This window comes from Streptomyces sp. NBC_00016, from assembly GCF_045040885.1.
GTDB classification, from domain to species: Bacteria; Actinomycetota; Actinomycetes; order Streptomycetales; family Streptomycetaceae; genus Streptomyces; species Streptomyces coriariae.
Map to the genome: position 1 here is coordinate 4,095,801 of NZ_CP108304.1, position 25,764 is coordinate 4,121,564.

Here is a 25,764-nt window from a genome sequence, read left to right on the forward strand (position 1 = left end):
CGAACCAAAGGGAGCCCGAGCGGTCTTCTACCGAGATCCAGGACTGGCGAAAAGCACCGATCGGATACCGGTGTGGCTCACCTACTCGGCCCCGGTGCTTCACCACGTGATTCCCGCCGCCCCTATCGGGACCAATAGCAGCGCTGTTGGCTTCACCCTGGTCGCTTCCCCAGACGGCGCAGTGCGCGTCTACAGCCGTCCGGCAGGGGAATACCTCGGCCTGGTCGAACGGGGATTCCGAGGATGGCTCCAACGCCTCCAGCTTGAAAGGCAAGCGCGGAAACGTGCACAGAACGAACGAGAAGCACTGAGGAAGAGCGAGAAGGCCGCCCTAGTTGCGGCCGAGATCCTGAAGGAGACCAACTGACATGACATACAACCCGACCAGCTATGAACCCGAGCGTTTCAACGACATTCCCGATATGGCTTTCAATAGGGCCCCTGCGAACCAGGGACATATTTCGGAACTGGAGCGCAGGAACCGACTTCTTGAAGCCAAGGTCGAGTACCTTTCCGATCCGACGAAGCGGAAGGATTACGTCTGCCCTGAGCTTCCATCGGCTTACTTCGATCACCCTACAGATGACAGTGGAGTGATTGAAGCTGGAGCCAAGCTGAACAAGACCCTCGATTACGTGAGCAAGCAGATCGATTCTCACACGGTTCAGATGGTGGAGTTCAATGCGGCCGTTACTTCTCTCCGTAAGGCTGAGTCTGATTACCAGAAGGCCCTTACCCAGTCTATCGAGGACGGGAAGGAAGCACCGGACTTCGAGACCGAAGACCTTTCCCCGCGACACAGGGCGCTTGACAAGCTTGAGGCTGTTATCTCGGCAGGTGTTCGCAAGGCGGAAATCGAAGCTGCCATTCTCCAGGACGAGTATTCCCGTCTGTTCGCCAGCCAGGCCTACCGAGCCTGGGCTGATAAGGAGCGTGACAAGCGGTGGGCTGACTACCGTAAGGCTGTGGACCTCGTTAATACTGCGCTGTCTGCTATCGAGAGCATCAATTCGAAGCTTCCGCATGCGTTCGGAGACGAGTACGGAATCCCCTTCGAGGCCCCGGCCGAGCGCGTGTATGGCGGCCTCAATGGGTTCGCTGAGCAGCAGGACTACAAGCCGACCATCCGAGAGGCTGTATCCATTCTCCAGGAGCACGAGCCTAAGGCTTACAGGCTGTCCCAGTTGGATGAGGACGACAAGGCTCACTACGCATTGCGTTCTGCTGAGGCAAAGATAGAGCGAGAGGATAGTCGGACCTCTGAAGAGAAGTGGCAGGATGCCGACAACGCGAATTACTCGCACTACATTGCCAGTGGCGGGATACTCAAGTGAGTGAGAATGGCGCCATGAATGAGGCGCGAGAGTGGGTTCAGAAGCGACGGGCTCAAGAGCGCGGAGTAATGCTTCCGCCCCAGGAGATAGAGCCGGAATTCGATGATCTCAGGTTGGGGCGTGGAGGAATGGACCCGAGTGATTCGGAGTCGGTTCTCGATTGGAGTATCGATAGTGACTACCACACTCCGCTGAAGTTCATGTGGTGAAACGAGGAAGCCCCCGGACCTAACCGGGGGCCTCTTCTTTGTTTGTGGGGGACGGCTGCTGTTGGTTTGCGGGCCGCCCCCTTTCCGGAGGAAGGTCGGTCCTATTCGTCTTCGCCTCCCTCGGAAATTTAGGGTTCAGCATCGTCACGGGCATGAATGGTGCGATCGGACCGAGCATGGCCGCTACCTCCTCGGGCATTCGATGTGAACATAAATCGTGTACGGCCCTGCGGACTGCCGTTCAATGACACCACGGCGCACACGTTCAAGAGACTTGATCGGCCTCAAGCAGGCCGGGCAGGTCTCGCCCCTGGGGGCGTAGGTCACGTATTCCCATTGGCGTGCGTCCGTCGTTTCGGCCGGTGCCGGTGTGCTCATCAGGTTGCCTTCCCCGCGCCGTCTGTCCGTGGGTCAATCATTGCGGACGTCGAGCGAGGATGACCCGTTTATTTCCGTGGTCGGGTAAATTCCTTGGCCCAGCCGGACAACATTTCTCGGCAGTCTTCCCCGAACACTCCGTGGGTCTCGTACCGCTCGAAGCTTTCTCGGTATGCAGTCACATCACGGTGATCACGCAAGATCAAAGCCCCAGTGCCTGTCTCGACGGTGGCAAGCCTTCGGTCGTACAGAGTGAACGTGTTGAGGGGAGTTTCCGGCACGTGGCCGGTGAGAGGGATAACCCCTAGGCGCACATTAGGAAGCCGGGAGACAGACGCTAGGCGGTCGAGTTGCATAGCCATTGCCAGGGGCGGCAACAGAGGCCACCGAACGGCTTGTTCCGTCAGAATGAACGTGAACGACTTTTCGGTGTTGAGCAAGACACTCTGCCGCTCAAGCTTCTTAGCGATGGTCTTTGACTGATCCCCAGGAACGTCGGCAATGCTGGCCCGTACATATTCGGGCGTCGCGAGTAGGCCGGTGACCATGGACAGCAGGAAGAACCGAAACTCCGTCGAGGCCGCTTCGAGCCTCGCTAGCTCGTTCTGCTTCTTGTCCAGCCCTCGACGGCGAGAGGACCAGTGATCCTGCCACTCGGTATTTGCAGTACGAGCAAGGGACAGGAGTTCTTCGACTTCCGGCCCCTCGGCCCCAAGGGCATCCAATATCAGCTCAACGTCGACTAGAGCAGGAGTGAGTCTCCCGCTCTCAATGTTGCTGACTTTGGTTTGTGACAGGTTGCAGCGGCGAGCCAGCGCCGTTTGGGTGACACCGGCCCGCTTCCGCAGCGTGCGCATTGCTTCGGCTAGGTCTGATCTGGACTGACCCAGTCGTTCAGGTTCGAGCGTCAAGACCTTTCACGTACTCCTCGAAGGGCACCGACTCAGTTACAGCGATCCGCTGGTATTCGATGAACGGAGTCACGTCACCCTCGAATATCTCGCGGCTGATCTGCCGTCCGTCTGAGTGGTAGTTCATCAGCACCACTTCGGCATGATCGAACATCCAAAAGTCCTGGACACCGGCGAGTGGGTTTTCCCGGTCGGTCACATCGAGAATGCGAATGTCTTCACCGGCCACCGAGTGAGCACGGTAGTAGCGGTGAAACTCGAACTTGAGGTAGTCGGAGAGAGGCCGAGTCACAACGTGTACGCGGCCCTGTGAGCGCCCCTCGGTCACCTGTCGGCGTAGCCGGTCGGTGTAGTCGTTCGAGACCGCCAGAGGGTCGATACGGGCCCCTGAGCGGAACGCTGCGAACTCCTCGGTCTCCGACGGCATGAGGTACTGCGGCAGGGTCTCCAGTCGCCAGGCTTCCCGCGTGAAGCCCTCGAACCGTGCTGCCCACTGCTCACCAGCCAAGAGCACGTACGGCCTCCCTCAAGACGGCTTCCGGGATCTCTACGAGCCCTTCCCCCTCGGGCGGCTGGAACGCCCCGGACACGTCCCCCTGGACGACGAACGAGCCTGAAGCGGTGCGGTAGACATTCGGGCAGTCGTCCTGACCGCACTCCCCGTTGCCGTTGCCGGTCAGTCGGGTCAACCCCTCGCGTGGCATCTGAACTCCCCATGGGCTGGCCCCTGTTGGGGCGTCTGCCTTGACCGTACGAGGGGGCCCGAGTGGCGTCCATGCGGCCGGGCCAATATTCGCGAAATCGGGTATCTCTGCGGTCGACCGACAGGCGGAGCGCCCCCCGGCTAGACACACAGAAGCCCCCGGCGGACGCCAGGGGCTCGACTGTTGGCCAAGAGCTAGGAACGTGGCCGCTTCCGCCTCCTGATCAGGGCATCTACCGAGAGGTAGGGGGCTCCGGCCAGTACGAGCGGCACCCAGCAAAACATGTACGGGAGGTCGTTGCCGTAGTAGTACGGGTCCGAGGCCCAGCTCACCGTCAGCCACAGGCTGAGCGAGATCAGGGCGCCGCCGAGCGCGGCGAGCCGGGTGAGGACGCCCAGCAGGGTGCCGATACCGACGGCGAGTTCACCGAAGGCCATCGCGTAGCCGAAGCCGACGGGGCTCTTCAGGGCCATGTCGACCAGGGCCGGGATGGCCGAGGAGTCACGGACGGCGCGCATGGTGTCGCCGATCGAGCCGGCGCCGCTGTCCTTCAGGAAGGCACCGTCGGTGAGTTTGTCGAGGCCGGCGTAGATGAAGGTGACGCCGAGGAAGATGCGCAAGGGAAGGAGGGCGTACCGGGTGGCGGTGTCCCGCCAGTCGCGGCCGCCGCCGTCGAGATAGGGGGGGTAGGTATCCGTCCGCATGCCATGAGTCATCGCCCGTAGCCGCCTCTCGCCCGGAGTGGTGGGACCCCTCAACAGACCATACGTACGAAATGGGGGGTGCGCTCAACTGTTTGCACGAGCTCTCGGCACCACCGGTTCACTTCGCCCGACCGATTCACTCCGGCCCGTCGGCCCACCCGAGCCCGAGGGGTCCCCTCCACCCCCACTGTTCGGTCCCGTTCGGTCCGGTTCGATCCGGTTCGGTTCGGTTCAGTCCGTGACGTCGATGGCGTACCGGTTGGTCTCCGCACCCGCGGCCGTGACGACCTGTACGTCCACCCGGCCCGGTTCCACGTCCGCCGGGACGGGGACGGTGAGGACGGCGTCGGTGGGGTTGCTGAATCCACCGGTGACCGGCACGAGGGGGACGTGCACATGGACCGGGCCGATGCGGACGACCATGCGGGAGAGCCGGTCGGCGGTCTGGGCGCCGGGCGGGACGAATCCGGCACCGCGGATCTCGATGTCGTCGCCGGTACGGATCGGGGCGTCGAGGTCGCCGGCCTCGCGGGAGCGGACGACGGAGAGGATGACGGGGCGGCCGCCCTCCGCGTACTTGCCGGCGAGGTAGGTCGCGGCCGAGACCAGGACCACGACCGCCAGGCCCCAGGGGAGGTCGGGCAGCTGGTCGGGGCGGCGGGCCAGCCGGACCGCGGCGAAGGCCAGGGCGACGGCGCAGATCACGACGTACTGGATGTCGGCGAAGGTACCGCGGCCGGCGTCGTCGGTCAGCAGGTCGGCGGCCCGGGGGCGGTGGGCGCGGACCTTCTGGAGCCGCTGGCCGAGGACCCGCAGGCCGACCACCCGGCGCACCAGCACGGCGATCCCGCAGACGACGGCGAGGACGGTCACCACGCCGGCGCCGCGGGAGAGATCGAGCCCGGCGAGCAGCGCGTCGCGTTCGGCGTGGCCGGAGGCGGCGGCGAGCCGGCCCACCAGGACCAGCACCGCGTAGGCCACGAGCAGCACCCAGCCGACGGCGACCGCGCGGGAGGTGGAGAGGCGGTTGTCCTCGCCGATCACGGGGGCGAGGGCCCCGCCGCGCGCCCGGTGGAACCAGGAGGCGGCGGTCAGCGCGCCGGCCACGACCAGCGCGGCGAGGAGTCCGGCGGTGCGGGCGTCGGTCCAGCCCGCGCCGATGGCGGTCAGGGACTGCACCAGCAACAGCGCCACGACCGACACCCACACGGTGACCGCCGTGCGGAGCCACAGGCGGGACAGCCAGGCCTCGCCCTCGGCGCGGCCGCGCTCGGCGACGAGCTCCGCGGACTGGGTGAGCTCCTCGGAGACCCACTGGCGGGAGGCCGAGACGGAGTGGGCGACGGCGGCCGGCAGGCCGTGCCCGGCCGCGAACCCGTCCCGTTGGACCAGGAACTCCGCCACCGCTCGCCGGTGTCCCGCGCGGGCCCCGTGCGGGCAGTCGCCGCAGGTACAGCCCCCGTCGTGAGTGCCCGGCCCCCTGCTCGACTCGGTGCCCTGTCTCGCCTCCTGTACCGCCATGTCCGACGCCCGCCTTCCCCACGACCCGATCGGATGGCGACCCTCGAAGGACCCTGTCCGGATCCCGGCCGCCGCACTGTGAACAACTCCCCCGCAATGACAGCGAATTGTGCCCTACGGCACACCCCTTGTTCCCGGCAGGTCTGGTCAGCGCGGGTGAAGCGGGCAGGGCCGTGTTGACCCGACTGCGAGAATTTCCGTATGGCCGAGATCATCCAGCGTGACGGGACCTGGGCCTTCGACGGCACATCGGTCAGGATCACCCCGGGACTCCACCGCTCCGTACCGCTGTTCCGGCAGACGTACGGGGAGATCACCGTGCCCCTGGAGGCGGTCGCCGGGATCGTCTACGAGCCCGAACGCAAGCGCGGGCGGCTGCGGATGCGGCTGCGCGAAGGGGCGGATCCGCTGCTGCACGCGACCGGCGGCCGGCTCCCCGACCGTGCCGATCCCTACCGGCTCACCGTGGACGTGGACCGTTCCGGGGTCGCCGAGTACCTCGCGGAGGAGATCCGGCACGCGCTGCTCCTCGACCAGGTCCCGGGCGAGCCGACCAAGGCCTACCTCCTGCCGGGTCCGCCGGTTCCGGTCTCCGTGCGTTCCTCCGACGGCACGGTCTCCTTCGACGGGACCCAGGTGCGGGTCGACTGGGCGGACACCTCGGACCGGGTGAAGCGGGCGACGGGCCCGCGCGTGATCAACGTCGGCGATGTCGTGCGGGTCGAGTGGCTGCCCAACTCCGGCCTGGAGGACGGCTTCCTGCGGTTCGTGACCCGCGAGACGGTGTTCTCGAAACTGCCGGCCGAGAAGGACCCGTACGCCCTGGACCTGTGGGGGAACGTGAGCCGCGACCTGCTGACGGCCCTGGTCGCGACCGCGGTCACCGCCCGTCTCCCACATCCCTCCACCCACACGGGTACGGAGCGGGAGCACGAGCGCGACCAGGAACGTGAGCAGGTACGCGAGTACGGGAACCCGGCTCGCGGGCGCGGGCTCGCGGCGTCCGTCCCGCCTCCGTCCGACCACCACGACGTCCTGCTGCGCCGACTGCGCGAGTTGGGCGAGCTGCACCGGGACGGGGTGCTCACGGACGAGGAGTTCACCCGGACGAAGGCAGTCGTCCTGCGCGGCTTCTAGAACGCGCACCGGCACGCGTCCGCCGTCCAGCACGCGGCCGCCGTCCAGCACACGGTCTCCGTCCAGCACACGGCCCCCCTTCAGCACACGGCATGCGGACACCGGCTGCGGACACGACCGCCGGGGCGGGGCTCAGCTCAGCAGGTCCGGCTCGCTCCGGCTGATGTCCTGCCACAGCGGCTGGTAGTTGATCCACGCCACGAGGTCGCCGCCGAGTTGTTCCCTGGTCGCGACCGCCGCCCGGTGGTCGATCAGGACGGGCCGGCCCGCCGCCCGCGCGGTCAGCTGGACCTGGCTGGAGCGTTCCATCGACAGGAACCACCAGGCGGCCGCGTCCACCGAGTCGCCGACCGTCAGCAGCCCGTGGTTGCGCAGCACGAGCGCCTTGCGGGAGCCGAGCGCGGACGCGATCCGCCGTCCTTCCTCCGCGTCGACGGCCACGCCGGTGTAGGCGTCGTAGAGCGCGTGGTCCTCGTAGAACGCGCAGCTCTCCTGGGTGATGGGGTCGAGCAGCTCACCGAGCGCGGCGAGGGCACGGCCGTGCACCGAGTGGCAGTGGGCGACGGCGACGACGTCCGGGCGGGCGGCGTGCACCTGGGCGTGCACGGTGAAGGCCGCCTGGTTGACGTGGTAGCGGCCCTCGACGACCTGTCCGTCGGCGTTGGCCAGCACCAGGTCGCCGACGGTGACGTGTTTGAAGGGCATCCCGAACGGGTTGACCCAGAAGCAGTCGTCGAACTCCGGGTCGCGGGCGGTGATGTGCCCCGAGACCCCGTCCTCGAAGCCGAGCCGCCCGAAGATGCGTACCGCGCCCGCCAGGCGTTCCTTGCGGTGTCGGCGCTCGTCCTCCACCGAGTCGTGCATCGGCGGCATCGCGAACTGAAGCCGGTCGGTGGGCAGGGGGGCAGGCGGCGTGGGCCCGTGCATCGGTCCTCCAGCACTGGTTGCTTTACGACGCGGAAGTTACCGTCGGTCAGTGCAAAAGGGCAGAGCCGTTATGTAAAGATGACGATTTCCGTCACCTTCGGAGCACACCGTGAGTCTCACCGACCGCCACATCACCGCCCTCATGCGCCAGATCGCGACGCGCAACGACATCGAGCTGGTCCACCCCTTCGCGGAGCTGGAGACGTTCGGCTCGCTGGTCTACCTCGCCGAGTGCTACGGCTTCCGGTACGAGAGCGTGCGCCTGGTCGGCAAACACCGCATCATGCACGTCCAGCTGGTGCGCGACTCCAGCCCCTGGGCGCGGCAGCGGGCCGCGGCGAACTCGGCGGCCTTCCCCGACCCGGGCCCCGGCCGCCCGGTGCCGGGCATGTACCTGGGCTCGCTCACCCCGGTCCCCGAGGTGCAGCCGGAGGTCGACGTGATCACGGCGCTCATCCGCCACGACGCCCTCGGCGCGGCCGCCAACCGCAAGCAGCTGCTGGGCATCGGCTGGGGCTCGGCGGTGCTGTTCCTGCTGATGGCGGTGCTGACCGGCAAGTACGCGGTCCTGCTCCCCCTCGCCGTGCTGATGCCGCTGTTCATGCTGGGCTCCCTCAAGGTCAACACGACCCGGCGCGCGAAGCTGGCGCAGCGGCTCATGGCGGCCGGCTGCACGCCGGTGCGGGACGCGGCGGGGCTGGAGCGGTACGTACGGCCGGTGCCGCAGGGTTTCTGACCCGCAGCGCTGGTGACCCCCGGCCCGGCCATACCCGACAGCGGATGTCGGGTATGGGGGCCACACTCGCCGTATGACAGCGAACTGGGCGGCCTTCGCCGCAGCCGAACCCGCACTCGCGAAGATCACCGAGCAGCGCTTCGGAGCCTTCACGCATCACGTTCTCGCGACGCTCCGCAAGGACGGCTCCCCCCGCACCACCGGCATCGAGGTCCGCTTCCTCGGGGGTGAGCTGTGGCTCGGGATGATGCCGGACTCGCTCAAGGCCCTCGACCTGCGCCGTGACGCACGCTTCTGCCTCCAGGCCAACCCCGGCGAGGGCACCGGGATGGGCGGGGGCGATGTACGGGTCGCGGGTCGGGCGGTCGAGGTGGCGGACGGGGAGGCGAGGACGGCGTACGTGACAGAGGTGGAACCGCCGCAGCCGTTCCACCTCTTCCGCACCGAGCTGACGGAGGTCGTACGGACCTACGTCGAGGACGACACCTATCTGGTCGCCCAGGTCTGGCAGCCCGGAGCGCCGGTGCGCACGCTCAAACGGACCTGACCTCAGAGGGCCTCAGAAAGCCTCGGAGAATTTCAGAGCCTCAGAAAGCCTCAGAGCCTCGGGAGGACCTACTCCCACTCGATGGTGCCCGGCGGCTTCGAGGTCACGTCGACGACGACCCGGTTGACGTCGCGCACCTCGTTGGTGATCCGGGTGGAGATCTTCGCCAGGACGTCGTACGGGAGGCGCGACCAGTCGGCGGTCATCGCGTCCTCGGAGGAGACCGGGCGCAGGACGATCGGGTGGCCGTAGGTGCGGCCGTCGCCCTGCACGCCGACGCTGCGGACGTCCGCGAGGAGGACCACCGGGCACTGCCAGATCTCACGGTCGAGACCGGCGGCCGTCAGCTCCTCGCGGGCGATCGCGTCGGCGTCGCGGAGCAGGTCCAGGCGGTCCTTGGTGACCTCGCCGACGATCCGGATACCGAGGCCCGGGCCCGGGAACGGCTGGCGCTGGACGATCTCCTCCGGCAGGCCGAGCTCCTGGCCGACCATGCGGACCTCGTCCTTGAACAGCTTGCGCAGCGGCTCGATCAGCTGGAACTCGAGGTCCTCCGGCAGACCGCCCACGTTGTGGTGGGACTTGATGTTCGCGGTGCCGGTGCCGCCGCCGGACTCGACGACGTCCGGGTACAGGGTGCCCTGGACCAGGAACTCCACCGCCGGACCCGCGTCCGCGATGATCTCCGCCTGGGCCTGCTCGAAGACCCGGATGAACTCGCGGCCGATGATCTTCCGCTTCTCCTCGGGGTCCGAGACGCCCTTGAGGGCGGTGAGGAAGCGCTCCTCCGCGTCCACGACCTTCAGCTGGACGCCGGTCGCGGCCACGAAGTCCTTCTCGACCTGCTCGGTCTCGCCCTTGCGCATCAGACCGTGGTCGACGTACACGCAGGTCAGCTGGGAGCCGATGGCCTTCTGGACGAGGGCCGCGGCGACCGCCGAGTCCACGCCGCCGGAGAGGCCGCAGATGGCGCGCTTGTCGCCGACCTGCTCACGGATGGCCGCGACCTGCTCGTCGATGACGTTGCCGGTGGTCCAGTCCGGGGTGAGGCCCGCGCCGCGGTACAGGAAGTGCTCCAGCACCTGCTGGCCGTGCGTGGAGTGCATGACCTCGGGGTGGTACTGGACGCCGTACAGCTTCTTCTCGTCGTTCTCGAAGGCGGCGACCGGGACGACGTCCGTGGAGGCGCTGACGCTGAAGCCCTCGGGGGCGGCGGAGCAGGCGTCGCCGTGCGACATCCACACCGCCTGCTCGGCCGGGGTGCCCTCGAAGAGGGTGGAGGACGAGCGGGAGACGTGCAGCTCGGTGCGGCCATACTCCCGGGCGCCGGTGTTGTCGACCGTGCCGCCGAGGGTCTGCGCCATCAGCTGGAAGCCGTAGCACATGCCGAAGACGGGAACGCCGGCCTCGAAGATCTCGCGGTCGAGGCGGGGGGCGCCCTCCTCGTACACGGAGGAGGGGCCGCCGGAGAGGATGATCGCCGCCGGGTTCTTGGCGAGCATCTCCTGGACCGGCATGGTGCTCGGCACGATCTCGCTGTAGACCCGCGCCTCGCGGACTCGACGGGCGATGAGCTGGGCGTACTGCGCGCCGAAGTCGACGACCAGGACGGTGTCGGGGGCGGCGGCAGTAGGAGTCGCTGATGACACGGGGGCCTTCCGGCGGTGGGGCGGGGTCTCTGTGTAACCCGATTCTACCGAGGTGGACGTGGGACCGGTCCCGGCACCGGAACGACCACCGCGTCTCAGGATGCGAACCGCCTCGCCAACCGCCTTGGACCTCACCCGGCGACCCTGCATACTGGCCGCATGCTCACGCACCCCACCTTCGTCTTTACCTATGGCAACCGGCCCACCGGCTGCCATGGTCGTGCTGCTTGAGCAACTGACGAGCGACTTCCCAGGCGCCCCGGGCCGACAAGGCCCGGGGCGCCTGTCGTTTCTCCCGGGTCCTGCCGCTCCGGGGCACCCGTATCCACCACAGGAGCCCCCATGACCACCATCGACCTGACCGGCGCCCGCACCCCCGAGGCGGCCGACGTGATCACCGGCGCCCGTGAGCGCATCGACTCGCTCGACGACCGGATCATCGGTCTGATCCAGGAACGGATGGCCGTCTCCGCCGTCATCCAGGATGCGCGGATCACCTCCGGCGGCCGGCGCGTGAACCTCTCCCGCGAGATGGAGATCCTCGGCCACTACAGGGACGCCCTCGGCAAGCCCGGCACGTCCCTGGCGATGACGCTGCTCGAACTGTGCCGGGGCCGGGTCTGAGGTCGGGCGTCAGTTCGGCCCCCGTCAGCCCGCTTCTCACCCGTACGGGCGCGTGACCGCCTCCCGGACGGCTTCGTTGGTCCCGGTGTCCGTTCCAGCCAGGGGCGGGCCCGGAATAACCACGCGTGGCTCGCCGGAGCGATGAGGCGTACGGATCGTGCCGTGCGCCGTGGGACCTCGCTCCGGACAAGTGACCGGACGGCAGGGGACAGCAGCCCGGTCACCCAAGAGAACGGCCGGCCTCGGGGACGCCCGGGGCCGAGCCGACCGGCGAAAAATGCAAAAATGCACAAGGGCTGGGTCAAACGGTTGCGGGCGCCGCGCTCATCCAGCACGATGCGTAGAAAGCCCCGACCAGCCCCAAGTCCCCCTCCGGGCAACCCTCTTCCGTGCGTTGCCCGCACTGCCACAGGTCCAGGCCAGCGGCGCGACCCCCCGGCGCCGCTCCCAGGCACCGGCGCTGCCCTGACGCCGGTGCTGACGATAAAGAAGGGCCTCGCGGATCCGTCCCGCGGGGCCCTTCGTCATGCCCCCGCAGGAAACGGGCGCCGCAGGTGTGACGCGCGCCATATAAAGATTCTGTGAGCCCAGTACAACTGTTCACAGCTTTGGCCTGTCACACCTAGCGAACCAAAGGCCACATCCCGACCCCCATGCGGAAGGCCTCCCACCGGATCGACCGAGGTCTTCATGAAGCTTCGCCGTACGCTCGTCACCATGGCCGCGACGGCCGCCATCGCGCCGCTCGCCCTGCTGTCCGCGCCCGCCGCCTTCGCGGAGGAGAGCGGCTCACCGTCCGCGAGCGCGTCCGACGGCACCTCCGCCTCGCCGTCCGGTTCGAGCGAGTCGAGCCCGTCCGCCTCCGCCTCGGAGTCCGACACCTCGTCCCCGTCGGCGTCCGGATCACAGAGCGGCAGCGCCTCCAGCTCCCCGTCCGGCGGCTCGTCGCCGTCCGCGTCCGGCTCGGGCAAGGCCTCCGCGAGCCCGTCGGCGAGCGAGAGCGAAGACGGGTTCGACCCGTACACGGACTGCGAGTCCTTCGAACTCGACGAGAAGCTCACCGCCCAGATCAAGGGTCTGCCGAGCAAGATCGTCGCCGGTTCCGGCTGGCACGGCTTCAAGTTCGTCGTCACGAACGACTCCGACCAGGACCTGAAGAACGTGTACATCGACGCCTTCATGGAGTACGGCGACGACACGGACGCCTGGCTGTCCGAGGGCCTCGCCGTCATCCAGGTCAAGGAGGACGGCAAGTGGACCGACAGCTTCCAGGACTATGACGTGGACGAGAACGGCAAGCAGGCCAACCTCACGAGTTCGTTCGTGGGCCTGCTCGACTCCTTGGAGAAGGACTCCTCCGCCACCCTCGACCTGCGACTGAAGGTCAAGTCCTCCGCGCCCGCGGGCTCCTCGCTCGCCTTCAGCGAAGCCGTCTACGCGGGCAAGGACTCCACCTGCTACGGCAACGGCGACCTGTACGACATCGAGATCCTCGCCGCCGGCAGCTCCGCGGACGGTGTCGACGACGCCAAGCCGAACGGTGACAAGCCCACCGACGGCGCCAAGCCCCAGGGCAGCGCCAAGCCGATCAGCGGCAGCCTCGCCTCGACCGGTTCGAACTCCGCGCTGCCGATGATCGGACTGGTCGGCGGGTTCGCCGTGGTGGCCGGCGCCGGTGCGGTGTTCGCGGTCCGTCGCCGCAAGGCGGGCACGCACGCGTAACACGCGTACAGACCAGCGAAGGGACCTGCGCTCGGAGGGGGGCGCAGGTCCCTTCGCCTTATGTCCGGGCGGATCCGCTACTGCTTGGGCGGGACGGCCGGGATTCCCAGGAACGGCAGGCGCAGCGCGCCGAACGCCTCCGCCGGTACCGCCGGGCTGACCGGCTCCACCGGCTTCAGCCGCTCGTAGGCCGCGCCCTGCGTCGGACGCGGGTCCGTCTCACCCTTGTTCGGCCAGTACGACATCGCGCGCTCGGCCTGGGCGGTGATGGTGAGCGACGGGTTCACGCCCAGGTTCGCCGAGACCGCGGCGCCGTCGACGACCGAGATGCCGGGGTGGCCGTAGAGGCGGTGGTACGGGTCGATGACACCCGTCTCGCGCGAGTCGCCGATCGGGCAGCCGCCGAGGAAGTGCGCGGTGAGCGGAGTGCCCATCAGCTCGCCCACGTTGGAGCCGGCGAAGCCGTTGATGTCGGCGGCGATCGCGGAGGCGGCCTCGGAAGCGGCCCTGATCTGCTTGGGGTTGGGGGCGCCATGTCCCTGGCGTGCCGTCAGCAGGCCGCGGCCCACACCCGTCGGCTTCAGATACGTCGTCAGCGAGTTGTCCAGGGACTGCATCACCAGGCCGATGATGGTCCGCTCCGACCAGCGGCGGTTGGAGAGCGAGCGCAGGACGAGGAGCGGGTGGCGGGCCGCGTTGGCGAGCCAGCCGGCGACCCTCGACGAACCCTCCGCGTACGGCACTTGCAGGATCGACAGGCCGCCCATCGAGTTGGAGCCCTTGCCGTAGCGGACCGGCTCGATGTGGGTGCTGTCGTCCGGGTGGACGGAGGAGGTGATGGCGACTCCGCGGGTGAAGTCCACCTTCGCCGCGCCCGTCGCCTTGCGGTAGCGGCGGTCGTCGGTCTGCGCCCCGACCAGCGCCTCCGAGTTGGTACGGGTCAGCTCACCCAACCGCTCCGAGAGGTGCGGGAGTTGACCGCCTGCCTTCATGCGGTGCAGCAGCGTCTGGGTGCCGTAGGTGCCCGCGGCGATCACCACGCGGCGGGCCTTGAAGACCCTGCCCTTCGCCTTGCGGCGGTCGTCGGTGGGGAGTGTGGCGACCGCGTAGCCGCCCTGCGAGTCGTCCGTGACCGAGACGACCGTCGTCAGGGGGTGCACGACGGCGCCCGCCTTCTCGGCGAGGTGGAGGTAGTTCTCGTTCAGGGTGTTCTTCGCGCCGTGCCGGCAGCCGGTCATGCACTCACCGCACTCGGTGCAGGCCTTGCGGGCCGGGCCGACGCCCCCGAAGTAGGGGTCGGCGACCTGTTCCCCCGGCTCGGCCTTCGCCGTCCCGTCGGCGTCCTCGCCGTCGCCGAAGAACACACCGACGGGCGCCATGTGGAAGGTGTCGCCGACGCCCATCCGCTCCGCGGCCGCCTTCAGATGCACGTCGGAGGGGGTCGTCGTCGGGTTGAGCCGTACGCCCAGCATGCGCCGCGCCTGGTCGTAGTACGGCTTCAGCTCCTCCTGCCAGTCGGTGATGTCACGCCACTGGGGGTCGTCGAAGAAGGGCTTCGGCGGTACGTAGAGGGTGTTGGCGTAGTTGAGGGAGCCGCCGCCCACGCCCGCGCCGGCCAGCACCATGACGTTGCCCAGCAGATGGATGCGCTGGATGCCGTACATGCCGAGCCTGGGGGCCCAGAGGTAGTTCTTCAGGTCCCAGGAGTTCTTGGGCAGCGACTCCCGGGTGAAACGGCGGCCCGCCTCCAGGACACCGACTCGGTAGCCCTTCTCCGTCAGGCGCAGGGCGGTCACCGAGCCGCCGAAGCCGGATCCGACGACGAGGACGTCGTAGTCGTAGGTGTCCTGGGACACGTGCTCTCCTCTTTGAGAACGGGTGTGAGGGGGTGCGCGCCGGCGCGGGCGCCCTAGCGGAAGCGGAACGCCTTCATCAGCCGCAGACTCCGGCTCATGAACTCCGCGTACTTCTCGTCGTTCATGCCCAGTGCCGGAGCCATCGGAAGGAGGCGCTGCTGGGCCACCGTCTGGGCCTCGGTGTACTTGAGGATGCCCTCGGAGCCGTGGCGGCGGCCGAGACCGGAGTCCTTCATGCCGCCCATCGGGGACTGGACGCTGCCGTAGGCCGGGGCGTAGCCCTCGTTGACGTTCACCGTGCCGGTGCGCAGGCGGGAGGCGACGTCCCGGCCGCGGCGGCCGTCCTTCGTCCAGACCGACGAGTTCAGCCCGTACGGCGTGGAGTTGGCCTGCTCGACGGCCTCGTCGTCGGTCTTGAAGCGGTAGATCGAGACGACCGGGCCGAAGGTCTCCTCGGTGCAGACGGACATGGGTTCCGTCACTCCGTCGAGGATCGTCGGCTCGAAGAAGTACGGGCCGATGTCCGGGCGGGCGACCCCGCCGGCGACGACCTTGGCGCCCTTGGCGACGGCTTCCTCCACGTGCCGGGTCACCGTCTCCAGCTGGCGCTCGCCCACCAGGGAGCCCATGTCGGCGCCGTAGGCCAGGGAGGTGCCCAGGCGCATGGCCTTGGTGCGGGCGGCGAAGCGCTCGACGAAGGCGTCCGCGATCGACTCGTGGACGTACAGCCGCTCGATGGAGATGCAGAGCTGGCCCGCGGAGGAGAAGCAGGCGCGGACGGCGCCGGCCGCGGCCTTCTCGATGTCGGCGTCCTCGAGGACCAGCATGGCGTTCTTGCCGCCGAGTTCGAGGGAGACACCGATGAGACGGGCGGCGGCGCCCTGGGCGACCTCGCGGCCGGTACGGGTGGAGCCGGTGAAGGAGACGTAGTCGGCGTGCCGGACGACCTCCGGGCCGACGACGGGACCCTCACCGAGGACGACCTGGAAGACCTCGGCGGGCAGACCCGCCTCGACGAGCAGGTCACGGGCCCAGAGGGCGGTCAGGCAGGTCTCGGTGTCCGGTTTCATCACGACCGCGTTGCCCGCGACGAACGCCGGCAGGGCGTCGCCGACCGACAGCTCCAGCGGGTAGTTCCAGGGGGCGATCTGGCCCACGACACCGCGCGGGTGGCGCAGTTCGGTCACCTTCGTCAGCGTCGGCATGGCGCCCGCGTGCCGCTTGGGTCGGAGGTAGGCGGGGGCCTTGCGGCCGTAGTGCCGGGCGGCGACGGCCACCGCCTGCACCTCCTCGTGGGCGTGCAGACGGGCCTTGCCGGTCTCCAGCTGGATGAGGTCGAGCACCTCGGCCTGGCGCTCCAGCACCAGGTCGTGGAAGCGGAGCAGCACGGCGGCGCGTTCCCGCACGGGCGTCCGCTCCCAGACCGCCTGCGCCTTGCGGGCCGCCTCGAAGGCCTTCAGTACGTCGTCGGGCGTGGACTCGGGCAGGTCGGCCAGCTTCCCGCCGGTGAACGGCGTGTGGTTGGCGGTACGGCCGGAGCCGGTCACCCCCTTGGTGAGCTGGGCGACCAGCTCCGGCGTGACCACGTCTGCGGCGGTACGGACGCCGGTGGGGGCGGGGGCGAGGGGGTTGGTACCGGTCGTGGTCGTCCCACTGATCTCGGTGCCGGTCTTTTCCGGGGCCTGCGAGTCCGTCATGAGGCGCAGGGTATGACGTGGGGAAGACTTTGGGTACCCGCCGGTAATACGGTTTCACCGACCGCACACATGGCGCCAGCGTTCACTGGCACAAACCTGCTGATCAGGACGTCATGCCCGGTCATTTACCGATCTCCAGCCGGTCGCGCGCCTCCTTGAACACCGCCGTGCCCTGCTTCTCCTCCGGCGTCCCCTTGGGCATGTCGACGCGCAGCTCGTACATGCGGGCGTCGGCGGTGAGGACGAACAGCTCCATGACGCGGGTCGGGGTGGCGTCCAGACCGTAGGTGGTGTCGGCGAGGGCGGCCTGGGCGCCGTGGAAGCTGGTGCGGGTGGTCTGGGTGCGCGCGTCCGGGGCGTGGCCGTTCCAGATCTCGTGCGCCTGGGCGGCCCTGGCCATCGGGGCGGCGGGCGCCTTGTCCCAGAGGGTGAGGCGTACGTCGACCGCGCCCGCCGAGTAGACCACCAGGCGCGGCTGCCGACCCGCGTCGGCCTGCCGGGCCGACTGCCGGTACCGGCTCGGGAGGGAGAGGACGGCGGCCAGCCCGGCCTCGCGGTGAGCGACCCACCGCGCGCCCGCGACGGCGGAGGCAGGGGTGGAGGCGGAGGCGGGGGCGGAGGCGGATGGTTCCGTCGGCGCCGAGCCGGCGTAGGTCACCGGCCGCTCGGCCGCCCCGCTGTCGGCTCCGCCGAGCCAGGAGCTGCCCCACCAGGTCCCGCCGGCGAGCAGCCCGACGAGCACGGCCAGAGTCAGCGAGCGACGCGTCAGCGGGCGCAGGAGGCGGCCCGCACCGGCCGGCCCTGGCTCGGTGGCCGGGGCGGGGTGGGGCTGTGGTCCGGGGTGGCCGTTCGCCGCGTGCCGCGTGCTCGGTCGCGCCGGGTCCGGCCCTGCCGCCCCCACGCGCACCGTTCCCGCGTCCTCACCGAACTCCCGCAAGGCCCGCACGTCCTGAGGCTCGGCCCCCTCCGCCTTCTCCCTCTCCGCCCCCTTCGCCGCCTTCTCCCCCTCCGCCTTCTCCCTCTCCGCCGCCTTCGCCCTCTCCGCTTCCTCCGACTCCTCAGTCCCGCGCTCCCCCTGCTCCCCTTGCTCCCCTTGCTCCCCGGCCGGGACCGGTCGGCCCTCCGTGATCGCCGCGAGGATCTCGGCGACCTCCGCCGGGTCGGGCCGCTGTACCGGGTCGCGTACCAGGAGCCGTACGACGAGGGGGCCGAGCGGGCCGGCCTGTTTCGGCTCCGGTGGGTCCGCGGCGATGACCGCCGCGAGCGTGGACTCCACGGTCGTACGGCGGAACGGGGACCAGCCCTCCACGGCCGCGTACAGCAGGACGCCCAGGGACCAGAGGTCGGAGGCGGGGCCCCCACCCCGTCCGGCCATCCGCTCGGGCGCGACGAACTCCAGCGAGCCGACGAACTCGCCGCTGGCGGTGAGGGACTCCTCGCCCTGGATGTGGGCGATGCCGAAGTCGGTGAGGACGACCCGGCCATGGAGGTGCCCCCGCTCGAGCGAAGTCGAGGGTGGGGGAGGGCCGAGCAGGACGTTGGCGGGTTTCACGTCCCGGTGGACGATGCCGACGGCGTGCGCGGCACGCAGCGCGCCGAGGACGGCGAGGCCGATCCGGGCGGCCTCGGCCGGATCGAGGGGGCCGCGCTTCAGCACCTCGTGCAGGGATTCGCCGCGGACCAACTCCATGACGATCCAGGGGAGTCCGCCCTCCGGGTCGGCACCCGCACCCTCCTCGACCACGACGTCGTGGATGGTGACGGCGGAGGGGTGGTCGACCCGGGCGGCGGCCCTGGCCTCGCGGTGCAGGCGGTGGGCGGCCCGGCGGTGGAAGTCGTCCTCGGGATCACCGGGCAGCCGGGGCTGCTTGACGGCGACCTCGCGTTCCATGAGCTCGTCGCGGGCCCGCCAGACGGTGCCCATACCGCCGGAGCCGATACGTTCCAGCAGCCGGTAGCGCCCGCCCACCGTCCGGCTCTCGGCGCCGCCGGGGTCCCCGTCGTTGCTCATGCCTCCATGACTACCACGATCTCCGGCGCCCTCACCTGCCCACGGCGAACCGTCCCGTTTCCAGCCGTCGCACCTCCACCGCACCCGGCCCGGCGAAGTGTGCGGGTATCACCAACTCCCCTTCCTCTGCCGCACGTTCGAGGATCCGGGCACGCTGAGCCGCCGCGAGTGCGGGGTCGAGGCAGAAGCAGCTGCTGCACTCGGGCCGCAGCACCTGCACCGGGTTGTGCAGCAGGTCCCCGACGAACACGGCCCGTTCGCCGCGCGAGGCGACCCGCAGGACGGCCGAGCCCGGGGTGTGGCCGGGGGCCGACTCCAGGGTGAGGTGCTCGTCGACGCGGTGCTCCCCCTCCCAGAGCACCGCCTGCCCGGCCCGGTGCACGGGAGCGACGCTGTCCTCGTAGACCAGGCGGTCGTCCTCCCGCACGCCGCCGCCGTAGCCGCCCGCGGGACCGAAGTAGGCGTCGTCGGCGGCCGGGAGGAGGTAGGAGGCGCGAGGGAAGGTCGGCACCCACTCCCCCTCGACGTCGAGGGTGTTCCAGCCGACGTGGTCCGCGTGGATATGGGTGTTGACCACGACGTCGACGTCCTGCGGGCGCACGCCGGCCCGCTCCAGCCGCCCCGGCAGGTCTCCCTGCCGCCGGTGGAAGTGCGGGAAGCCGGGCCGCTCCCGCCCGTTGCCGACGCCGGTGTCGACGAGGACCGTCCGGCCGGCACTGCGCACGACCCAGGTCTGCAGCGCCGACATCACCCGGTCGCTGTCGGGGTCCCAGTGGTCCGGGGCGAGCAGTTCCCGGTGCTCCTTCCACACCTCGGGACCGCAGCCGGGGACGAGGTCGCGAGCGGGCACGAAGAGGGACTGCCACTCCACCACCCGAAGGATCTCGACGTCCCCGACCGTGAAGCTCTGCACATGTTCGTCAGTCATGTCGGCGAGCCTAGGGAGGCACCCCTGAGCGTTTCGATGCCCGAACCGCTCAACCGGATACGCGTCCGCCTCACCTACGCTTCCCTCATGGACGTGGTGAGCGACGCGATCTCCTCGGTACGCACCGGACGGCCGCACTCCGACCGGCTGGGGGTGAGCGGGAGTTGGTGCACCCGGATCGCCGCCTACGAGGGGGCCGGCTTCCATGTCGTCCTGGCGGGGAGCTGCTGGCTGCTGCCGGAGGGCGGTACGGGGATCCCCCTCGGCCCGGGGGACGTCGTGCTGCTGCCGCACGGTGCGGGGCACGTGCTGGCCGACGGGCCGGTGGACGCGGCGACGGCGGCCCGTGCGGTGCCGTTCGAAAGGGTCCGGCCGCGTCACACGGCGGGTGACGTGGAGCTGTTGTGCGGCAAGTACCGGCTGGACCGCAGCCGTACGCACCCGCTCCTTGCGGAGCTGCCCCAGGTGGTGCACCTGGCGAACCGGGCCGACCGGCCGTCCGAACTCCGTGGCGCGGTCGACCTGCTGGCCCATGAGCTCGACGGCCGCCGGCCGGGGTCCTCCCTGGCCCTGCCCAGCCTGCTCGACCTGCTGCTCGTCTACATGGTCCGGGCGTGGCTGGCGCGGGCCGCGACGGGCACCTGGCCGGCCGTCCTCGGCGACCCGGTGGCCACGGCCGCGCTGCGCGCGCTGCACGCGGACCCGGCCGCGCCCTGGACCAACGACAGTCTCGCGGCGCGGGCGGGTGTCTCCCGGGCGACACTGGCGCGCCGCTTCACCACACTGGTCGGCCGTCCGCCGATGGCGTACCTCACGTGGTGGCGGCTGACGCTCGCCGCGGCCCGGCTGCGCGACACGGACGCGCCGCTGGCGGCGGTGGCCCGGGAGACGGGGTACGGCAGCCCGTACGCCCTCTCCCACGCCTTCAGCCGGGAGTTCGGGACGACCCCGGGGCGGTACCGGGCCGCTCCCGGCCAGGGACCGGCCTAGAGCTTGTCGATCTTCAGGTTGGCGATCGCGGTGTCGGCCACCTCGCGGCCGCGCCGGGTGAAGTCGCCCTTGCCCGGGTAGCCGATCATCAGTTTGTACATGTCCCCGCCGGTGGACTTGTAGTACAGGATCCTGAGCTCGCGCGGGGCCGGTTCCTGAGTGTCGGTGGTGGTGTAGACGACCGTGTTCCCGGCGGCCTTCTGGTCATGGAAGGTCATGTTGTCGTCGGTCGAGGTCTTCGGCCCCTCCGGCATTTCGAGCTCGTAGCTGCCGGACTCCTTGAAGTCCCCGTCGTCGGCGTACATCTCGGCGGCCGCGGAGGCCTTGATCTCGTGGCCGGTGTCCTCGGCCTTGCGGTCCACCAGCAGGACGACCGAGATCGCGCCGCTCGGGTCGGTGTAGCTGACCCAGTGTTCGTCGTCGGCGGCGTTCTTCCCCGGCTCGCCGCGTACGTAGGTGTCGGGCACCGCCAGCGTCGCGGTGACCGTCTTCTCGGGCTTCGTCGTCCAGCCGTCCGGCAGCGGCCCCGCGAACGGGTCGGCGACCACCAGGTACGCCGCCACCGCCGCCGCGACGACCGCCGCGCCGAGCCCGGTCCACACCGCGCGGCCGAACCGGCTCCGGGCGCGCGGGACTTCCACCTGCCGTACGACCTGGGTGGGCTGGGGCGCGGGCGGCTCGGCGGCGGCCTCCAGCAGGGCCCGCACCCGTGCGGCGGCCGGGCGGCGCGCCGGGTCCTTCTCCAGCAGACCGTTGACGGCCTCGGCGAGCGGGCCCTGGGCGGCGGCGGGCGGCGCGGGCACCGCGTTCAGGACGGACTGGAGCGTGGCCGGGGTGTTGCTGCGGCGGAACGGCGACACGCCCTCCGTCGCCGCGTACAGCACCACGCCCAGGGACCACAGGTCGCAGGCCGGGCCGGGGCGCTGGCCCAGCACCCGCTCGGGGGCGATGTACTCGGGCGAGCCGACGAACCCGCCGGTGTCGGTCAGGTTGGTCTCGCCCTCGATCTGGGCGATGCCGAAGTCCGTGAGGACGATCCGGTCGTGGCTGCCGAGGAGGATGTTGTCCGGCTTCACGTCCCGGTGCAGGATGCCCGCCGCGTGCGCGGCCTCCAGCGCGCCGAGCACCTCCAGGCCGACCCTGGCCGCCTCGCGCGCGCCGAGCGTGCCCTCCTGGAGGGCGTCGCCGAGCGAGCGTCCGTGGACCAGCTCCATCACGATCCACGGCCGGCCGTCGACGACCGCCACGTCGTGCACGTTCACCACGGCCGGATGGTCCAGCCGGGCCGCGGCCCGCGCCTCGCGGCGCATCCGCTCGAACGCGTTGGCCTGTTCACGTTCGGGAAGGTGGTCCGGTACGCGGGGTTCCTTGACGGCGACCTCGCGGTCCACCGTCTCGTCCTTGGCGCGCCACACCGTGCCCATGCCGCCGTGCCCGAGCTTGGCGAGCAGCCGGTAGCGTCCCGCGATGAGCCGCCCGACGCCCGGCTCCTGCGGCGGGGCGACCTGGACGGGCACCGCCGCCTGCTGTTGCGGTGCCGGCCTGGGCGGTTGCAGAACAAAACTCGTCGTCTCGTCGGCCTCGTGGCCGGCGCCCCCGTCGAAACTCATGGGTCCATCCATATCGCGCCAGGCAGGCCGGTATCCACCGGCGGCCCCCACCGGTCACAGACCCGTGACGCGCAACGTTCCTTATCTCCCGTTTAGGTCGATACGGCGAACGTGTCGACCGCGACGTCGAAGTACTCCCGCGCCTCCCGCACCTTCCCGACCGGCGCCGACACCCACACGTCGTACAGCAGCCCGCCCTCCTCCCAGCACAGGTCGTACGTGTGCCGGGGCCCCTCCGCCGCGCTGAAGCCGTTCCAGGTGAACTCCCAGAGGGCGGCGGGGTGCCCGCCGTGACCGGTCTCGGTGACCCGGCCGTCGTGGTAACCCGGGTTGGTGTCCGGGCCCTCGGCGGCGGCCGACTCCATCACGGCGAGCGGGCCGCCGGGCGGTGCGGCGGCGACCTTGATGCCGAGCCGGAAGACCTGCCCGGGAGACATGTAGAAGACCCGCTCGCCCTGCGGTACGCGGGTGAAGTCCTCCGGCACGGCGAGCGAGAACCCGGCGGGATCCACCGCCACGCGGTAGCCGGAGGGGGCGGTGGGCGTACCGGGACGGTCGTCCGAGGCGGGGGAGGCGGAGCCGGCCGTGGAGGACGCGGCCGGCCGGGAGGGCCGGGAGGACGTGGTGGCGCCGGACGGGGAGCGGGTGGCCGAGGAGGCCCCGGTGGGCGTGGGGCTCGTCGAGCCGCTCGCCGAGGACCCCGGCGCCGAACTCGTGGGCGTGCGCCCGCCGTCGCCGTCGCCGTTCAGCAGCAGCGCCGCCGCCGACACCCCAGCCCCCGCCATCGCGGCGACCAGCAGCGCGGCCACCAGCACGCCCCGCGTGGAGCGCTCCCGGGCCGGTGCCTCCCACCGCGGCCGGGGCAGGTCCGCCTGGGTGGGCGTGTACCTCGACGACACCGGCGTCGGCGTACGCCCGGTGTCCAGATAGGCGCGCAGCAGCCGCTCCGCCTCCTCGGCAGCCAGTCGCCGGTCCGGATCGCGTTCCAGCAGCCCGCGCACGACGGGCAGCAGCGGCTCGGCCTGCGCGGGCGTCCGGATCTCGGCGAACACGACGGCGTGCAGAATGCCGCCCAACGAGTCGCGGCGAAAGGGGGATTCGCCGCTCAGCGCCGTGCACAGCAGCGCGCCCAGCGACCACAGGTCGGCTTCCGCGCCGGTCCGCGCCCCGGACATCCGCTCCGGCGCGGTGTACTCGGGCGAGCCGACGAACGACCCGGTCTCGGTGAGCGTGGTGGCGCCCGCGACCTGCGCGATACCGAAGTCGGTGAGGACGACGCGGTCGCTGTCGCGTTCGAGCAGGACGTTGGCGGGCTTGATGTCCCGGTGCAGGACCCCGGCCGCGTGCGCGGCGCGCAGGGCCCCGAGCAGGGCGATACCGATCCGGGCCGCCTCGGCGGGCTCGATCGGTCCCCGCGCGGCGATCCGGTCGGCGAGCGAGCCGCCGTCGATCAACTCCATGACGATGTACGGGCGTTCGCCGTCCTCGACGACGTCGTGCACGACGATGATGTGCGGGTGGCTCAGCTGGGCCACCGCGCGGGCCTCGCGCAGTGTCCGGTCGCGACGGCCACGCGCCTCCTCGTCGGAGAGCGTGTCGTCCTGGGTCAGCTCCTTGACGGCGACACGCCGTCCGAGCAGCTGGTCGGTGGCGCCCCACACGACCCCCATGCCTCCGCGCCCGAGTCTCGCGTCCAGCCGGTAACGGCCCGCGATGACCCGTACGGCGTCCCCGCCCCCCTCTGTCCCCATGGGCTCATCATGCCCCACCGGACGTCACGCCTCCGGGGCGCCGTCCGGCCAACTACCGGGACGGGCAGAACTCTACGAAGTCGGCTCCCGCCAGCTCTGCAGTACGGTCTTGAACTGCTTGGCCGCCTCGGTCCAGTCCTCGGCGGGCGAGGACATGTAGATCGCGTACTCGGTGCCGTCGCGGGACACGTACGTCTCCTCGATCGCGCGGCGCGGCCCGGGGAACTCCGTGTCCTTCGCCAGCGCGGTCCAGGTGTACTCCCACTCGGAGCCCTCCCGGTCCCGGTAGACGTTCTTCTCCAGGGTGACCCGGTTGTAGGCGACCAGCCGCTTGAGCTGCTGCTCGAGGTCGATCTGGTGCGCGTACGGGTCGCTGAAGTCGGGGGACCTGTCGAGGGCGATACGGATGAAGTGCTCGCCGCCGTCGGGCGTGTAGTCGATCTGCTTGAGGTCGCCGTCGTCCTGGTACACGTCCCGCTCCCAGCCCTCGGGGAGCGAGAGCCCGAAGCCCACCGGGTCGTTGATCTCCTTCCAGGAGTCGGCGCCCTGCTCGCCGGGGGTGCTCGTCCCGGCGGGGGTGCTCGGGCTCGGCGAGGTGGACGCCGACGCGGACCCGCCGGTGCCCTGCCGCCCCTCGTCCCACTTCTGCCACGCCACGGCCGTACCCCCGCCGACCAGCGCGGCGAGGACGACCACGAGCGCCAGCACGCGACGACGGCGCCGAGGCGGCTGGGACTGCCGGGTGTCCGGACCCGGGCCGATGTCCGTCGGCCCCACGGCGGTAGCGGCGGTCACGGGGTGACCGGGAACGGGCGTCGCCGCCTCCGGCGTCACCGGAACGTACGCGGTGCCGGCCGTCGGGTGGGACAGCGGGTGCGCCCCGGAGTGATGCCCCCCGGCGGTGCGGTCGGGCCCTCCGTACTGCGTCGGCACGTACGCCTGTGCCCCGCTGGGGCGCCGGCCCTCGGCCGCCTCCGCGAGGAGTTGCTCGGTCTCGGCGGTGTCGGGACGGGTGGCCGGGTCCTTGCGCAGCAGGGCGGTGATGACCGGGCCGAGCGGGCCGGCGTACCGGGGGTCGGCGGCCTCCTCCTCGACGACGGCCTGAAGAGTGGTCAGCGGCGAGGTGCGCCGGAACGGCGACCGCCCCTCGACCGCCGTGTACAGCGTCGCGCCCAGTGCCCACAGGTCGGAGGACGGGCCGGGGTCCTGACCGCGCACCCGCTCGGGGGCCAGGTAGTCGACCGAGCCGACCACCTCTCCGGTCCGGGTGATGGTGCTGTCGCCCTCGATCTGGGCGATGCCGAAGTCGGTGAGGAGGACGCGGCCGTCGTGCGAGAGCAGCACGTTGCCGGGCTTGACGTCACGGTGCAGGACGCCGGCGGAGTGCGCGGCGCGCAGGGCACGCAGCACCCACAGACCGATCCGGGCCGCCTCGGTGGGCTCGACCCGCCCGTCCTCCTTGACGGCGTCGGCCAGCGAGCGGCCCTCGACCAGTTCCATCACGATCCACGGCCGGCCGTCGTGCTCGAGCACGTCGTGCACGGTGACCACGGCGGAGTGGTTGATCCGCGCCGCGGCGCGGGCCTCCGCCCTGGTCCGCGCCAGCAGGACCGCCTGGTCGCCCTCCGCGACATAGAGCGCCGCCGTCAACTCCTTGATGGCGACGGCCCGGTGGAGCAGCTCGTCGTGCGCACGCCACACCCGGCCCATACCGCCGCTCCCGATGGCGTCGGCGAGCCGGTAGCGACCCGCCAGGAGCAGGCCCTGCATCTGATTCACGTTGCCCCGCAATGCTCTTGACAGCGCAAGCCTAAGGAC

At 70.3% G+C, this 25,764-nt stretch carries 21 protein-coding genes; 7 read left to right on the forward strand and 14 right to left on the reverse strand.

The window, feature by feature from the left end; genetic code table 11:
* Positions 1-368: 368 nt before the first annotated feature.
* Entirely contained in the window at positions 369-1,334 is a 966-nt protein-coding gene (locus tag OG933_RS17980) for a hypothetical protein (RefSeq protein WP_405627827.1), read from the forward strand.
* A 655-nt stretch (positions 1,335-1,989) separates the two neighbouring features.
* Here the strand turns inward: OG933_RS17980 and OG933_RS17985 are convergent.
* The 5 genes from OG933_RS17985 to OG933_RS18005 all read right to left on the reverse strand — a co-directional run bounded on the left by OG933_RS17985 (position 1,990) and on the right by OG933_RS18005 (position 5,761).
* Positions 1,990-2,832: a helix-turn-helix domain-containing protein gene (locus tag OG933_RS17985; protein ID WP_405627828.1), complete on the reverse strand. Its 843-nt coding sequence runs from the start codon at positions 2,830-2,832 to the stop codon at positions 1,990-1,992.
* Positions 2,816-3,346: a DUF6879 family protein gene (locus OG933_RS17990; RefSeq protein WP_405627830.1), complete on the reverse strand. Its 531-nt coding sequence runs from the start codon at positions 3,344-3,346 to the stop codon at positions 2,816-2,818. The genes OG933_RS17985 and OG933_RS17990 overlap by 17 nt, the downstream gene beginning before the upstream one ends.
* Complete coding sequence (locus tag OG933_RS17995) at positions 3,330-3,536, reverse strand: hypothetical protein (RefSeq protein WP_405627831.1); 207 nt, start codon at positions 3,534-3,536, stop codon at positions 3,330-3,332. The genes OG933_RS17990 and OG933_RS17995 overlap by 17 nt, the downstream gene beginning before the upstream one ends.
* 194 nt (positions 3,537-3,730) lie before the next feature.
* A complete protein-coding gene (locus tag OG933_RS18000) occupies positions 3,731-4,252 on the reverse strand; it encodes a DoxX family protein (protein WP_405627832.1) in 522 nt (173 codons plus the stop codon).
* A gap of 219 nt (positions 4,253-4,471) precedes the next feature.
* Positions 4,472-5,761: a hypothetical protein gene (locus OG933_RS18005; protein ID WP_362268672.1), complete on the reverse strand. Its 1,290-nt coding sequence runs from the start codon at positions 5,759-5,761 to the stop codon at positions 4,472-4,474.
* 201 nt (positions 5,762-5,962) lie between these two features.
* Here OG933_RS18005 and OG933_RS18010 point away from each other — a divergent pair, with 201 nt between their 5' ends.
* Positions 5,963-6,898 carry a DUF4429 domain-containing protein gene (locus OG933_RS18010; protein ID WP_362517735.1) on the forward strand — a complete coding sequence of 312 codons (936 nt, stop codon included), beginning with the start codon at positions 5,963-5,965 and terminating at the stop codon, positions 6,896-6,898.
* A gap of 132 nt (positions 6,899-7,030) precedes the next feature.
* Here OG933_RS18010 and OG933_RS18015 read toward each other — a convergent pair whose 3' ends face one another.
* Positions 7,031-7,825 (reverse strand): class II aldolase/adducin family protein, encoded by a 795-nt coding sequence (locus tag OG933_RS18015; protein ID WP_171398987.1) that lies wholly within the window; start codon positions 7,823-7,825, stop codon positions 7,031-7,033.
* 109 nt (positions 7,826-7,934) lie between these two features.
* Here OG933_RS18015 and OG933_RS18020 point away from each other — a divergent pair, with 109 nt between their 5' ends.
* Both OG933_RS18020 and OG933_RS18025 read left to right on the forward strand, forming a co-directional pair.
* Positions 7,935-8,561 carry a hypothetical protein gene (locus tag OG933_RS18020; protein ID WP_362517738.1) on the forward strand — a complete coding sequence of 209 codons (627 nt, stop codon included), beginning with the start codon at positions 7,935-7,937 and terminating at the stop codon, positions 8,559-8,561.
* 73 nt (positions 8,562-8,634) lie between these two features.
* Positions 8,635-9,108 (forward strand): pyridoxamine 5'-phosphate oxidase family protein, encoded by a 474-nt coding sequence (locus tag OG933_RS18025; RefSeq protein WP_405627835.1) that lies wholly within the window; start codon positions 8,635-8,637, stop codon positions 9,106-9,108.
* 68 nt (positions 9,109-9,176) lie between these two features.
* On the opposite strand, the gene guaA is transcribed toward OG933_RS18025, so the two are convergent.
* On the reverse strand, positions 9,177-10,757 hold the full coding sequence (guaA, locus tag OG933_RS18030; protein WP_314224684.1) for a glutamine-hydrolyzing GMP synthase: 1,581 nt from the start codon (positions 10,755-10,757) through the stop codon (positions 9,177-9,179).
* 342 nt (positions 10,758-11,099) lie between these two features.
* Between guaA and OG933_RS18035 the strand changes: the two genes are divergently transcribed.
* Both OG933_RS18035 and OG933_RS18040 read left to right on the forward strand, forming a co-directional pair.
* The gene (locus OG933_RS18035) at positions 11,100-11,381 is read left to right on the forward strand and encodes a chorismate mutase (RefSeq protein ID WP_054242397.1); all 282 of its coding nucleotides are present in this window, start codon (positions 11,100-11,102) and stop codon (positions 11,379-11,381) included.
* A gap of 690 nt (positions 11,382-12,071) precedes the next feature.
* Complete coding sequence (locus OG933_RS18040) at positions 12,072-13,103, forward strand: LPXTG cell wall anchor domain-containing protein (protein WP_362517745.1); 1,032 nt, start codon at positions 12,072-12,074, stop codon at positions 13,101-13,103.
* Positions 13,104-13,180: 77 nt separating this feature from the next.
* Here OG933_RS18040 and OG933_RS18045 read toward each other — a convergent pair whose 3' ends face one another.
* The 4 genes from OG933_RS18045 to OG933_RS18060 form a co-directional block, all read right to left on the reverse strand.
* Positions 13,181-14,959: a GMC family oxidoreductase gene (locus OG933_RS18045; protein WP_362517748.1), complete on the reverse strand. Its 1,779-nt coding sequence runs from the start codon at positions 14,957-14,959 to the stop codon at positions 13,181-13,183.
* Positions 14,960-15,012: 53 nt separating this feature from the next.
* Entirely contained in the window at positions 15,013-16,656 is a 1,644-nt protein-coding gene (locus OG933_RS18050; protein ID WP_362517750.1) for a succinic semialdehyde dehydrogenase, read from the reverse strand.
* 121 nt (positions 16,657-16,777) lie between these two features.
* Complete coding sequence (locus OG933_RS18055; RefSeq protein WP_405627836.1) at positions 16,778-18,667, reverse strand: serine/threonine-protein kinase; 1,890 nt, start codon at positions 18,665-18,667, stop codon at positions 16,778-16,780.
* Between the two features lie 31 nt (positions 18,668-18,698).
* Positions 18,699-19,595: an MBL fold metallo-hydrolase gene (locus OG933_RS18060; protein ID WP_362517756.1), complete on the reverse strand. Its 897-nt coding sequence runs from the start codon at positions 19,593-19,595 to the stop codon at positions 18,699-18,701.
* Between the two features lie 87 nt (positions 19,596-19,682).
* On the opposite strand from OG933_RS18060, the gene OG933_RS18065 reads away from it, so the two are divergent.
* On the forward strand, positions 19,683-20,585 hold the full coding sequence (locus tag OG933_RS18065) for an AraC family transcriptional regulator (RefSeq protein ID WP_405627837.1): 903 nt from the start codon (positions 19,683-19,685) through the stop codon (positions 20,583-20,585).
* On the opposite strand, the gene OG933_RS18070 is transcribed toward OG933_RS18065, so the two are convergent.
* The 3 genes from OG933_RS18070 to OG933_RS18080 all read right to left on the reverse strand — a co-directional run bounded on the left by OG933_RS18070 (position 20,582) and on the right by OG933_RS18080 (position 25,716).
* Entirely contained in the window at positions 20,582-22,195 is a 1,614-nt protein-coding gene (locus tag OG933_RS18070; RefSeq protein ID WP_405627838.1) for a serine/threonine-protein kinase, read from the reverse strand. The genes OG933_RS18065 and OG933_RS18070 overlap by 4 nt on opposite strands.
* Positions 22,196-22,287: 92 nt before the next feature.
* Entirely contained in the window at positions 22,288-23,946 is a 1,659-nt protein-coding gene (locus OG933_RS18075; protein ID WP_405627840.1) for a serine/threonine-protein kinase, read from the reverse strand.
* Positions 23,947-24,018: 72 nt separating this feature from the next.
* Positions 24,019-25,716, reverse strand: a complete 1,698-nt coding sequence (locus OG933_RS18080; protein ID WP_405627842.1) for a serine/threonine-protein kinase — start codon at positions 25,714-25,716, stop codon at positions 24,019-24,021.
* Positions 25,717-25,764: the final 48 nt, after the last annotated feature.

Excerpts from the sequence above, each read along its gene's own strand:
- OG933_RS17980 (WP_405627827.1), top strand. The coding sequence starts at position 369 with ATGACATACAACCCGACCAGCTATGAACCCGAGCGTTTCAACGACATT.
- OG933_RS17995 (WP_405627831.1), bottom strand. The coding sequence starts at position 3,536 with ATGCCACGCGAGGGGTTGACCCGACTGACCGGCAACGGCAACGGGGAG.
- OG933_RS18000 (WP_405627832.1), bottom strand. The coding sequence starts at position 4,252 with ATGACTCATGGCATGCGGACGGATACCTACCCCCCCTATCTCGACGGC.
- OG933_RS18005 (WP_362268672.1), bottom strand. The coding sequence starts at position 5,761 with ATGGCGGTACAGGAGGCGAGACAGGGCACCGAGTCGAGCAGGGGGCCG.
- OG933_RS18010 (WP_362517735.1), top strand. The coding sequence starts at position 5,963 with ATGGCCGAGATCATCCAGCGTGACGGGACCTGGGCCTTCGACGGCACA.
- OG933_RS18015 (WP_171398987.1), bottom strand. The coding sequence starts at position 7,825 with ATGCACGGGCCCACGCCGCCTGCCCCCCTGCCCACCGACCGGCTTCAG.
- OG933_RS18025 (WP_405627835.1), top strand. The coding sequence starts at position 8,635 with ATGACAGCGAACTGGGCGGCCTTCGCCGCAGCCGAACCCGCACTCGCG.
- OG933_RS18035 (WP_054242397.1), top strand. The coding sequence starts at position 11,100 with ATGACCACCATCGACCTGACCGGCGCCCGCACCCCCGAGGCGGCCGAC.
- OG933_RS18040 (WP_362517745.1), top strand. The coding sequence starts at position 12,072 with ATGAAGCTTCGCCGTACGCTCGTCACCATGGCCGCGACGGCCGCCATC.
- OG933_RS18050 (WP_362517750.1), bottom strand. The coding sequence starts at position 16,656 with ATGACGGACTCGCAGGCCCCGGAAAAGACCGGCACCGAGATCAGTGGG.
- OG933_RS18055 (WP_405627836.1), bottom strand. The coding sequence starts at position 18,667 with ATGAGCAACGACGGGGACCCCGGCGGCGCCGAGAGCCGGACGGTGGGC.
- OG933_RS18060 (WP_362517756.1), bottom strand. The coding sequence starts at position 19,595 with ATGACTGACGAACATGTGCAGAGCTTCACGGTCGGGGACGTCGAGATC.
- OG933_RS18065 (WP_405627837.1), top strand. The coding sequence starts at position 19,683 with ATGGACGTGGTGAGCGACGCGATCTCCTCGGTACGCACCGGACGGCCG.
- OG933_RS18070 (WP_405627838.1), bottom strand. The coding sequence starts at position 22,195 with ATGAGTTTCGACGGGGGCGCCGGCCACGAGGCCGACGAGACGACGAGT.
- OG933_RS18075 (WP_405627840.1), bottom strand. The coding sequence starts at position 23,946 with ATGGGGACAGAGGGGGGCGGGGACGCCGTACGGGTCATCGCGGGCCGT.
- OG933_RS18080 (WP_405627842.1), bottom strand. The coding sequence starts at position 25,716 with ATGCAGGGCCTGCTCCTGGCGGGTCGCTACCGGCTCGCCGACGCCATC.